The sequence below is a fragment of the Mycobacterium sp. genome (genome assembly GCF_019247615.1).
Classification (GTDB): Bacteria; Actinomycetota; Actinomycetes; order Mycobacteriales; family Mycobacteriaceae; genus Mycobacterium.
On the sequence record NZ_JAFBAT010000188.1, the window covers coordinates 1 to 11418 of the forward strand.

Sequence of the window (11418 nt, forward strand, 5' to 3'; positions counted from 1 at the left end):
GGCGACCGCGGGCGTCGACAGATGGCGCGAGACGCTCATGCAGCTGGAATCGGTGAGCCTGGGCCGGCGGGACTTGGGGGTGGCGTTCAGTTGGTCGCTGTTCAACTGGATCGCCGACATCGCCTGCCTCGGCTTCGCCGCGTACGCGGCCGGCGATCACGCGTCGGTGGCCGGCTTGACGGTCGCCTATGCGGCTGCCCGCGCGGTGGGCACGATTCCGCTGATGCCGGGCGGACTGTTGGTCGTCGAGGCGGTCCTGGTGCCCGGCCTGGTCTCGAGCGGCATGTCGTTGCCCAGCGCCATCTCGGCCATGCTGATCTACCGGCTGATCAGCTGGTTACTCATCGCGGCGATCGGCTGGGTGGTGTTCTTCTTCATGTTTCGCACGGAGAACACCGCCGACTCGGACGACGAGCCGATCACCGGTCCCCTGCCTGTCATGCACCACCCGAGCGACCCCAGCGAGACGGCCCTGCAGGGGCCCGTGCCGCCACCCGAACGGAATCCGGAACCCTACGGCTAGCGTCCGACCGGCCGCTATCCGACGCTGTTCTGTCGCGGCGCGCCGCCCGCCGGTCCGCTCTGTGCCGGAGCGCCACCCACCGTCACTCCAGGCAGCAGTCCGCCCGGAACGCCGCCGGACGGCGCGGTCGCCGGTGCGCCGCCCAGGGGTGAGGCGCCCGCGGGGTTGCCCGGCAGGCCGGGAAGCCCCCCGGCCGCGCCCTGCGCCTGCTGCATGATGCCCATCGCCTGCGCGGGCGAGATCGGCAGCTTGCACTGCATCGAAAGGTTGGTCAACGGCTGGGCAATCGTCGTCATGTCACCGGCGACTTTGGGATTGGCCTCGAAGTACGACTTGAGCCCCGTCAACGACTGCGGTCCCGCCTGCTGCTGCAGCATCGTGGTCAGCGTCTGATTGGTTTCGGGATGCGAGTCCAAGTAATCGCCCATGGACTTGGCAACCGAGCCGATGGTCCGGGCGACTTCACTTGCCGCGCACGGGTCGTTGGCACCGGTGGCCGGCGGCCCGGCCAGCACCGCGAGGGCCGCGCCTGGCACCGCGGTCGCGAGCAGGCCTGCGAAGAGTCTGCGGCGCCGGGGCGTGGTGGCTGTGGTCATGGTCGCTCCTGAGTCTGCGAAGCTGGTGCCGAGTCCGGACACCTCGCAATGGAGGCCGAAAGCGGCGCGTGTTGGCTGTCTTGGCAGCAAGGCCCGAAGGAATTCGCCTTCGAATTCGCCTCCGGGTTCGTCCCCGAATCACCGAAGCCCCCCGCGGCCATCCGCCATCCTGCCATCCCAAGCCTGGTTATCGCGAAGCCCGTCTTCCCCTGTGGGCCCCTTTATTGGCCCCTGTGTGGGCAGTGTGAGGAACACCGCACTTGATCACCGGTTCGCAACGACTTGATCACCGGTTCACAACGACCGGGGGGCGCCTTCGCAACTTCGGTGTCCGCGCAGCTCAGGATGCCGACAACCCGACATAATCCACACGCCGCTGCGGTATTCTCGCCTGCACGCGCTGCGCGAGTAACCCGGGGAGTAAGAAATCCAGCAGTTCATGATGCGCCTGAGCGGCAGCCTGCGTAAGTACCGCTGGTTGGTCTTCACAGGCTGGTTGCTGGCATTGGTGCCGGCGGTCTACCTCGCGATGACGCAGTCCGGAAATCTCACGGGCGGCGGTTTCGAAGTCGCCGGCTCACAGTCGCTGGCGGTCCACGATCAAATCGAGGAGCTCTACCACGACGAGGGCGCATCCTCGCTGGCGCTGGTGGCGGCTCCCCGCCCAGATGCCAGCTACCAGGACATGAACGATGCGGTCGCCCAGCTGAGGCGCGTCGCAAGCGAGTTCCCCGGCGTGACGGAGGCACCCAATCCCGCCCAGCGGCCCCCCCAACCGGACCGCCCGTATGTGGTGTCCCTGCGGCTGGACGCCCGCAACGCGGGCACTAGCGACGTCGCCAAGCAGCTGCGGGAAAAGGTTGGTGTCAGGGGCGATCAGTCCGGCCAGACCGCCGACGGCAGGGTGCGGCTGTACGTCATCGGACAGGGCGCGCTGAGCGCCGCCGCAGCGGCCAACACGAAGCACGACATCGCGGCTGCCGAACGGTGGAACCTGCCGATCATCTTGATCGTCTTGCTTGCGGTGTTCGGTTCGCTGGCGGCCGCGGCGATCCCGCTCGCCCTCGGTGTCTGCACGGTCGTGGTCACCATGGGCCTGGTCTACCTGCTGTCGGCGTATACCACCATGTCGGTTTTCGTGACCTCGACCGTGTCGATGTTCGGAATCGCGCTTGCGGTCGACTACTCGCTGTTCATCTTGATGCGTTTCCGCGAGGAACTACGCGCCGGCCGCCAACCCACCGAAGCCGTGGATGCCGCGATGGCCACATCGGGCCTGGCGGTGGTGCTGTCGGGGATGACCGTCGTCGCCTCGCTCACCGGGATCTACCTGATCAACACCCCGGCGCTGAAGTCGATGGCCACGGGCGCGATCCTGGCCGTAGCGGTGGCGATGCTGACGTCGGCCACCCTGACACCGGCGGTCCTGGCGACCTTCGGCCGTGCGGCCGCCAAGAGGTGGGCCCTGCTGCGCTGGTCCCGGCGGCCGGAAAGCACGCAGTCCAGGTTCTGGAACCGATGGGTGGGATGGGTGATGCGCCGGCCGTGGCTGTCGGCGGTCGCTGCGGCGCTGGTGCTGCTCGTCATGGCCCTTCCGACGGCGTCGATGGTCCTGGGCAACAGCCTCTTGCGGCAGTTCGACTCCTCGCACGAGATCCGAGCCGGGGTGGCCGCTGCGGCCCAAGCCCTCGGACCCGGAGCGCTCGGTCCGGTCCGGGTGCTGATCACCTTTCCCGACGGCGACGCGGCGTCCGCCGAGCACGGCCAGGCGATCGCCGCGATCCGTAACCGGATGACGCAGGCCCCCAACATCGTGTCCGTGTCGGCGCCGCAAATCGCCGAAGACGACAGCAGCGCGTTGCTGTCCGCGGTGTTATCGGTCGATCCGGAGGACATGCGTGCCCGTGACACAGTCAGCTGGATGCGAGCGCAGCTACCCGCGGTCCCAGACCTGGGAGCCGCGCGCGTCGACGTGGGCGGCCCGACGGCGCTGATCAAGGATTTCGATGACCGGGTATCGGCGACCGAGCCCCTGGTGCTGGCGTTCGTGGCAGTGATCGCGTTCGTGATGCTGCTGATATCGATTCACTCGGTGTTCTTGGCGCTCAAGGGCGTACTGATGACCTTGCTGTCGGTCGCGGCCGCCTACGGCAGCCTGGTGATGGTCTTTCAGTGGGGCTGGCTGCAGGGTCTCGGCTTCGCGCACATCAACTCGATCGACAGCACCGTTCCCCCGCTGGTGCTCGCGATGACGTTCGGGTTGTCGATGGATTACGAGATCTTCCTGCTCACCCGCATCCGGGAACGCTTCCTGCACTCGGGGAACACCCGCGATGCGGTGGCATACGGGGTGAGCACGAGCGCCCGCACCATCACCAGCGCTGCGCTGATCATGATCGCGGTGTTCATCGGTTTCGCCTTCGCCGGCATGCCGCTGGTCGCCGAGATCGGGGTGGCCTGTGCCGTGGCCATCGCGGTGGATGCCACGGTGGTGCGGCTGGTGCTCGTTCCCGCGTTGATGGCGATGTTCGCCCAGTGGAACTGGTGGCTGCCCCGCTGGCTGCGTCGAGTGCTGCCCTCGGTCGACTTCGAGAGGCCGCTGCCCGAGGTAGACCTCGGTGACGTCGTCGTCATCCCCGACGACATCTCGGCGCTGGCGGCGCCCAGCGCCGACCTGCGAATGGTGCTCAAATCGGCGGCGAAGCTGAAGCACCTGGCACCCGACGCCATCTGCGTGGCCGACCCGCTCGCGTTCACCGGCTGCCAGCGCAATAGCCACAAACCGCGGGGCCTCGGCCCCGGTCAGATCCCCCACCAGGTCGACATCAGCGACGCCAAGCCCACCAACGGGGCCACCAATGGGCACAGCAAAGGCCTTTCCGGGGGTCATTCGGGGGGTCATTCAGGCGCAAAGAAGCTGGTGGGCGGCCTGACGTCGCGCAACGGCGCGGCCCGCGCGATTTCTGGGGCGGACCGGCCCGTTCACCCGGTCACGCTGTGGCGCGGGCGGCTGTCGGTGGCCATCGACGCGCTGCAGGCGGACCCCGACGACTGCGAACCGCCGAGGTTCGAACGGCGCAGCCCGGTGGAAACCACCAATGTGCAACTCCCCACCGGCGACCGCCTGCTGGTGCCGACAGGTGCGGAAGCGCTGCGCCTGAAGGGCTACCTGATCATGTGCCGTAACAGTCGACGCGATTACGCCGACTTTGCTGACATGGTCGAAACGGTAGAGCCCGAGACCGCCGCGGCAGTGCTGGGCGCAATGGACAGGTATTACTGTTGTCAAGCACCCAGGCGGCAATGGATCGCCACGCAGTTGGTCCGCCGGCTCGCGGATCCGCATCCTTCGGATCTCAGTGACGATGAGTGGCAGGAACCCGCCGCCAAGGCGGACTGGGACGAGGTCAGGCAGCGCTGCCTTTCGGTGGCCGTGGCAATGCTGGAGGAGGCGAGGTGACGTTGGCATCCGAACGGCGCCCCGCACCGCCCCCCCGGCGGCCCGAGGCCGACCCGCGCGGCCCCGGCGGTGGATCCGGCCAATCATCTCAACAGTCACCCGAACAGCCGGTGGAGTTCTGGTCGACCTCGGCCATCCGTGCGGCGCTGCAAGGCGGCGACATCGACGCTTGGAAGCGCATCGCGGCCGCGCTGAAGCGCGACCCGTACGGGCGCACCGCCCGCCAGGTCGAAGAGGTGCTCGGCGACACCCGGCCCTATGGCATCGCCAAGGCCCTACTGGAGGTGGTGGAGCGCGCCCGCAGCCACCTGGAGGCCAATGAGCGGGCGGAGGTGGCCCGCCATGTGCGCCTGCTGATCGACCGGTCCGGCCTGGACCAGCACGAGTTCGCCTCCCGCATCGGGGTGGCGTCGGAGGAATTGACCGCCTACATCGACGGCACCACCAGCCCGTCGGCCTCGCTTATGATCCGGATGCGTCGGCTGTCGGACCGCTTCGTCAAGGTGAAGTCCCCGCGTTCGACCCAAACCGACGGGCCCGTCAACGGGAATTGATCGGGACCACGTCGGAGACGAGCCAGGTGCCGCCGTGCTTGGTCAGCGTCACGCGCAGCGCGGGCGCCGCCTGACTCGACGGCTGGCCCGGCGAGGTCTGGGTTACCCGCAGGATCACCGCCACACTTGCCGCCGAGGGCCCGAGCGCCTCGACGCCGGCCGACAACGTCGCCGCCTGCGCCGTGATGTTGTGTTGGGCCAGTTCCGTGCTGGACTTCTTGTACTGCTCCTTGAACGCGTCCGCATGTTCCGGCACCATCATCGCGGTCGCCCGGTCGATAGAGCTGGTCGGCGCGCCGGGAGTGAAGGACGCCATCGCCTCGGCCAAGCCCGTGGCGGTCTGGACCACCTCGCGGGAATCCTTCTTGAAGTCCCGGTCGGCCCTCGACCAATGCAGGTATCCGGTCAGGACGGCCGCCGACAGGGCCGCCGCGCACAGGAAAACAACGGCCAACCGCAGCCCCGGCGCGTCGTCGTCGGTGCCCACGCTGACCGCGTCGCGGCGCAGCAGCCAGAAATTGACGCCCACACCCTCGACGATCAGCAACACCAGCGCCGTGCACGCCGAGACCCACCACAGAGGCCATCCCAGGACGACTCCGATGGCCAGCAGCGCGATGAGCGCGCCCACCGGGGCGGCGATATCGAAGGCGAGCAGCCGCCACATGTTTCTCATCGGATCGATTCCAGCCCGGAGATCATCAGCTTGCCGTCCACGTCGGAGACGTTCAGACGCAGGTTCCAATGCACCGTCTGCGGTTTGGCGCCGACGTTCTCGCTGACCGACGTCGCGACCAGCATCACCGAATCCGTCCGGCTGGCGAAGGCGGGCAGCTTGGTGGTCACCACCGGCCGGGACACTCCCGGCTGGGTGTCCAGGTCGCGATGCACCGCTTCGATCGCCACCGCCTCGATTCGGCCCGCGCTCTGCGACTGCAGCTTCTGCACGACCTGACGGTAGGGCTGCATGGCCGCATCGAAGTCCGCGTTGAGCTCCCCCACCGTTCCGTCGTGCAGCTTCTGCAGGCTGGAATCGACGTTGCCGCTGTTCATGTTGATCAGCACGCCCGTCCAGTCGGCGGCGGTCTGCATGACCCGAGTCAGGTAAATGCGTTCGCTCAGCTCGTCGCGGTGCGCCGACCAGATGAGGACGCCGAGCACGACCGCCGCGACCGACAGCGCGCCCAAAACGGTCGACGCGATCCCGTAGCCGGAAAACGTCGGGGCGCCCTTGGATTCGGGTTTAGATTCGGGTTCGGAAGTGTCCGGCGCCGCCTCTTCTTTGGCGTCGGCGGATTCGGCGGGTTCTTCCTCGGTAGCTGGCTCGGTCGGCTCGCCGTCGGGCATGGGCCGATCGTTGCACCCAAAAGAAGATGGAAGGATGGCGGGGTGACGTATGCGGCCATTCGCTCGGGCATCGACCTGAGCCATGTCGATCCGGACGCCCGCCCCCAGGACGACCTCTTCGGGCACGTCAACGGCCGCTGGCTGACCGAGCACCGGATACCCGCTGACCGCGCGACCGACGGCGCCTTCCGCCAGCTGTTCGACCGGGCCGAAGAGCAGGTGCGCGACCTGATCGTCGAAGCGAGCGAGCAGGCCCGCGCGGCGGCATCGGCGAACACCGACGCGCAACGCATCGGCGATCTGTACGCCAGCTTCCTCGACGAGGAGGCCGTGGAGCGCAGGGGCCTGCAACCACTGCACGACGAGTTGCGCGTCATCGAGGACGCGGCCGACCCGACGGCGCTGGCCTGCGCGGTGGGCGCTCTGCAACGCACCGGAGCGGGCGGCGGCGTGGCGATGTATGTCGACACCGACGCCAAGGATTCGACCCGCTACCTGGTGCACGTCAACCAGTCGGGCATCGGGCTGCCCGACGAATCGTATTTCCGCGACGAGCAGCACGCGGCCGTGCTGGCCGCGTATCCGGGACACATCGCGCGGATGTTCGGCCTCGTCTTCGGTGGAGACCCCGACACGCACGCCCAGACCGCGGACCGCATCGTCGCGCTGGAGGGCAAACTCGCCGCCGCGCACTGGGATGTCGTCAGACGCCGCGATGCGGAACTCACCTACAACCTGCGCACCTTCGCGGAGCTGCAGAACGAAGCGGGCGGATTCGACTGGGCGGCCTGGGTGGCCGCGCTCGGCGGCACACCGGAATCTCTTGCGGAAATCATTGTGCGCCAACCCGATTACCTGACCGCGTTCGCGGAGCTCTGGCGCACTGAGGATTTCGAGGACTGGAAGAGCTGGGCACGTTGGCGGGTGATCCGCGCGCGCGCCCAGTGGCTGACCGCGGACCTCGTTGCCGCGGACTTCGAGTTCTATGGTCGCCTGCTGACCGGCGCCGAGCAGCTCCGGGAACGCTGGAAGCGGGCGGTCTCCCTGGTGGAGAACCTGATGGGTGACGCCGTCGGGAAGCTTTATGTGCAAAGGCATTTCCCGCCCGACGCCAAGGCCCGGATCGACATCTTGGTGGACAACCTGCGGGCGGCCTACCGCCTGTCCATCAGCGAGCTGGACTGGATGACACCGCAGACCCGTGAGCGCGCGCTGGCCAAGCTGGAGAAGTTCACTGCCAAGGTCGGGTACCCGACGAAGTGGCGCGACTACTCCAAGCTGGTGATCGACAGAAACGACCTCTACGGCAACTTTCAGCGTGGATATGCGGTCAACCACGATCGCGAGCTGGCCAAGCTCGGTGGCCCCGTCGACCGCGACGAATGGTTCATGACCCCCCAGACCGTCAACGCGTACTACAACCCAGGGATGAACGAAATCGTTTTCCCCGCAGCGATTTTGCAGCCACCGTTCTTCGACGCCGAAGCCGATGACGCCGCCAACTACGGTGGCATCGGCGCGGTGATCGGACACGAGATCGGGCACGGCTTCGACGATCAGGGCGCCAAATACGACGGCGACGGCAACCTGGTCGACTGGTGGACCGAGGATGACCGCCGGGAGTTCGGCTTGCGCACCAAGGCGCTCATCGAGCAGTACGGCGCCTACACGCCCCGGGGACTCGACGGCACATACCGCGTCAACGGCGCGTTCACCGTCGGGGAGAACATCGGCGACCTGGGCGGGTTGTCCATCGCGCTGCTGGCCTACCAGCTGTCGCTGAACGGACGGCCCGCTCCGGTCATCGACGGACTCACCGGCGTCCAGCGCGTGTTTTACGGCTGGGCGCAGGTATGGCGAACCAAATCGCGTGTGGCGGAAGCGATCCGGCGCTTGGCGGTGGACCCCCATTCACCGCCGGAGTTCCGCTGTAACGGAGTCGTGCGCAACGTGGATGCGTTCTACGACGCCTTCGGGGTGGCCGAGGGCGACGCGCTCTACCTGGAGCCCGGGCGCAGGGTCAGGATCTGGAACTAGGCGCCGGCCCGATCAATGTGTCGCCGGTGAGAGGCCGTAGCGCCGCACCACTTCGTCGAACCATTCGGGGGCGCCCTATGTCAGACCGTACTTCTTCGCGAGCTCAGCGAAGTCTGCTGATTCGTGGAGGGGCGCCCCGGTGTCTGCCATAACCGTTCCAGAGGTCAGCAGCTCACTCAGCTCGCGGAAGTAGTTTTCGAAACCAGTTCCGGCACGACCTCGTTGTCGTCTGACCGAAAACCGATCTGGCCGGCCAGCACATGGGAGTGCTCGTCCTCGTGCGCATGCCGATGTGCCGCCGTGATCGTGCCCACGGCGAACGGATGCTCGACAATCGATACCAGCCCGCCGGTTGTTCGGCTGGTGAGCCGCGCCATCGGTCATGGCATGTTTCGAAATCCTCTCCGAGTTGGGCATTGCGTTCGGGGGGCCTAGTCGCCATCGGCAATCGCTACGACCATTTTGCCCCGGACGCGGCGCGCGGGATCGAATGCCGACGGCGCCTCCGCAAGTGAACACACCGCCCCGACAATCGGGCGCAAGCGACCGTCGCGAAGTCGTTGTTCGAGGGCAACAAGCCCCGCCCGGTCCGGCTCGACAACAAAGAAGACGCCGAAGACTTCGGCCGCTCCTGCGACATCCAACAGCGCCCGGCTGGGTGTCAGCGACAGCATTTCGTCGATAGCATCCGCCGATACCGTGCTGGTCGCCGGCAGCGACAACGTGCCGGCGCGCGCGATCGACCCCGAACTCGTCGCGGCCGTTAAATCGATGGCGGGTCGCACGCGGCGCCTGGGGTCCATCTGCACGGGGTCTTTCATCCTCGCGCAGGCCGGCCTGCTCAGCGGCCGGCGCGCCACCACGCACTGGCGAGACACCCGGTTGCTTGCCCGAGCCTTCCCCGACATCATCGTTGAGCCCGACGCGATTTTCGTTCGGGACGGCGACGTCTTCACGTCGGCGGGGGTGCCATCGGGCATCGATCTCGCCCTTGCCCTGGTCGAGCAGGACTACGGCGCCGAGCTGGTCCGCGACGTGGCACGCTGGCTGGTTGTCTATCTCAAACGCGCTGGCGGGCAATCACAATTCTCGGCACTGGTTGAGGCCAATCCACCACCGCAGTCCGCGCTCCGGGCGGTCATCGCGGCGATAGCAGCCGACCCCGGCGCGGACCACCGCGTGCGATCCCTTGCCGCGCGGGCCTCACTCAGTACGCGCCAGTTGACCCGGCTCTTCCGATCCGAGCTCGGAATGACTCCCGCCGACTACGTGCAAATGGTCCGGATCGATGCCGCCCGCGCCGCGCTCGACGCCGGCCGGACCGTCACCGACACCGCGCACCTCGCGGGGTTTGGCAGCACCGAAACCCTTCGGCGGACATTCGTCGAACACCTTGGCGTGTCACCGAAGGCCTACCGAGACAGGTTCGGCCCGCGATCCGGAGCTGATTCAACCCCCTGCTGGGCACAATTCGATGCGCGCCGGCACGTGCTTGTGCCATGGCGTGCCGGCGTAGCGGTCCCGCCACCCAGTGGAGGTGAGCGTGTTCGGTGCGACGCCGGGAACGACGGTCCGCCCGTCGTCGTCGATGTAGTCGAGCCCGAAACCGTTGGGCAGCGACGCGTGCCCGGGAAGCATGGTCTCGCTGACCTCGATCGTCGCCTCGGCGTGGCCGGCCGCTGTGCTGACGCGGGCCCGGCTTCCGTCGGCGAGCCCGAGGGCCTGGGCGTCTTCGACACTGACCCGCAGCGCCCCGTCGGCATCGCGTTTGCGCCAGGACGGGTCGCGGAAGATGTCGTTGGCGGTGTACGCGCGCCGCTCGCCCACCGACAGCACGATGGGAAACTCCGGCGTCGTCAGGCGCGGCGGTGCGACAGCCAAAGCACTTAATTCGTCCAGCATTTCGGGGATTTCCAGCGCTATCTTGTGATCGCTGTGGCTGATCAGCGAGAAGTCGTCCTCGTAGTTGTGCACCGTGAACGTGACGCCCGACGGGCTTTCGAGGATCGCGTCGAACAGCGCGTTACCGTCGGCGTGGCCGGCGCGCCGGACGGCGTCGGGGTAGGTCATCGCCGTCTTTTGGGCGAGCCCCCATAGCGCGGCCGCGCCCGCCAAACCGTCTGGGAGCGTCGGTCCGAGGGTTTCGTAGAGCACGTAGGGGAGCAACTTCGCCACCGTCGGGTTGCCGGCCACCGCGCCGAGGAACGCCTCGGTGTACGCCTGGCGCCCGCGCTGCGCGGCCTCCCGCAGGGGCCGCAGATCGGCGTCGTCGACGACGCCGAGGGCACGCACCAGTCGTGCCCAGATCTCCGGCTCGGGCAGTGTGCCGGGCAACGGTGCCAGCAGCGGTCGGCGCAGCTGAAAACCGTTGCGCGGGAACTCGAAATTGAAGAACGTGGCCTCCGGCTTCTCGAATTGGGAGGCCGCGGGCAGCACATAGTGCGCAAGCCTGGCGGTCTCGGTCATCGCGACGTCGACGACCACCATCAGCTCCAGCGACCGGAACGCCGCCGTGCACCTGGCCGAATCGGCCAGCGAATGCGCGGGGTTGCCGCTTTCGACGATCATCGCCCGGAACCGGTCCGGGTGGTCGGTCAGGATCTCCTCGGGCACGGCGTTGGCCGGAATCAGCCCGGCGATGATGGGGGCGCGGGTGACGGGCGTGCGCCCGGAGACGGTGCTGAACAGCGAAGCCAGCGACGAATGCAGGTGCTGGCCACCCATTTTCGCGAAGTTGCCGGTGAGGATCCACAGCAGCTTGTTCAGATAGGAGCAGAGCGTGCTGTTGGGTGCCTGCTGAATGCCGAGGTCTTCGAACACGGCAACGCTGGCCGCGGTGCCGACGCGTCGCGCCGCGGCCCGCAGGAGCTCTTCGTCCACACCACAGCGTTGCGCGTAGTT

General features: G+C 67.6%; 9 protein-coding genes and 1 pseudogene. 5 read left to right on the plus strand and 5 right to left on the minus strand.

Going from position 1 to position 11418, the window contains the following annotated elements; translation table 11 throughout:
• On the plus strand, positions 1-523 hold a 523-nt coding region (locus JO059_RS12765), incomplete at its 5' end, for a YbhN family protein (protein ID WP_293319187.1).
• Positions 524-537: 14 nt separating this feature from the next.
• Here the strand turns inward: JO059_RS12765 and JO059_RS12770 are convergent.
• Positions 538-1119, minus strand: a complete 582-nt coding sequence (locus JO059_RS12770; RefSeq protein WP_293319189.1) for a hemophore — start codon at positions 1117-1119, stop codon at positions 538-540.
• A 439-nt stretch (positions 1120-1558) separates the two neighbouring features.
• On the opposite strand from JO059_RS12770, the gene JO059_RS12775 reads away from it, so the two are divergent.
• Together JO059_RS12775 and JO059_RS12780 are read left to right on the plus strand one after the other, a co-directional pair.
• On the plus strand, positions 1559-4579 hold the full coding sequence (locus JO059_RS12775; protein WP_293319191.1) for an MMPL family transporter: 3021 nt from the start codon (positions 1559-1561) through the stop codon (positions 4577-4579).
• Positions 4576-5133, plus strand: a complete 558-nt coding sequence (locus tag JO059_RS12780; protein WP_293319193.1) for an XRE family transcriptional regulator — start codon at positions 4576-4578, stop codon at positions 5131-5133. The genes JO059_RS12775 and JO059_RS12780 overlap by 4 nt, the downstream gene beginning before the upstream one ends.
• Here JO059_RS12780 and JO059_RS12785 read toward each other — a convergent pair.
• Entirely contained in the window at positions 5120-5809 is a 690-nt protein-coding gene (locus tag JO059_RS12785) for a hypothetical protein (RefSeq protein ID WP_293319195.1), read from the minus strand. The two genes, JO059_RS12780 and JO059_RS12785, sit on opposite strands and share 14 nt — an antisense overlap.
• The gene (locus JO059_RS12790) at positions 5806-6480 is read right to left on the minus strand and encodes a hypothetical protein (RefSeq protein WP_293319197.1); all 675 of its coding nucleotides are present in this window, start codon (positions 6478-6480) and stop codon (positions 5806-5808) included. The genes JO059_RS12785 and JO059_RS12790 overlap by 4 nt, the downstream gene beginning before the upstream one ends.
• 42 nt (positions 6481-6522) lie before the next feature.
• Here JO059_RS12790 and JO059_RS12795 point away from each other — a divergent pair, with 42 nt between their 5' ends.
• Positions 6523-8517 (plus strand): M13 family metallopeptidase, encoded by a 1995-nt coding sequence (locus JO059_RS12795; RefSeq protein ID WP_293319199.1) that lies wholly within the window; start codon positions 6523-6525, stop codon positions 8515-8517.
• A gap of 176 nt (positions 8518-8693) precedes the next feature.
• On the opposite strand, the gene JO059_RS12800 is transcribed toward JO059_RS12795, so the two are convergent.
• Positions 8694-8894 carry a hypothetical protein gene (locus tag JO059_RS12800; protein ID WP_293319201.1) on the minus strand — a complete coding sequence of 67 codons (201 nt, stop codon included), beginning with the start codon at positions 8892-8894 and terminating at the stop codon, positions 8694-8696.
• A 274-nt stretch (positions 8895-9168) separates the two neighbouring features.
• On the opposite strand from JO059_RS12800, the pseudogene JO059_RS12810 reads away from it, so the two are divergent.
• A pseudogene (locus JO059_RS12810) lies at positions 9169-9945 on the plus strand (helix-turn-helix domain-containing protein); the annotation flags it as partial.
• Positions 9946-9966: 21 nt separating this feature from the next.
• Here the strand turns inward: JO059_RS12810 and JO059_RS12815 are convergent.
• Positions 9967-11418: molybdopterin dinucleotide binding domain-containing protein (locus JO059_RS12815; protein WP_293319203.1), on the minus strand; the 1452-nt coding region annotated here is incomplete at its 5' end.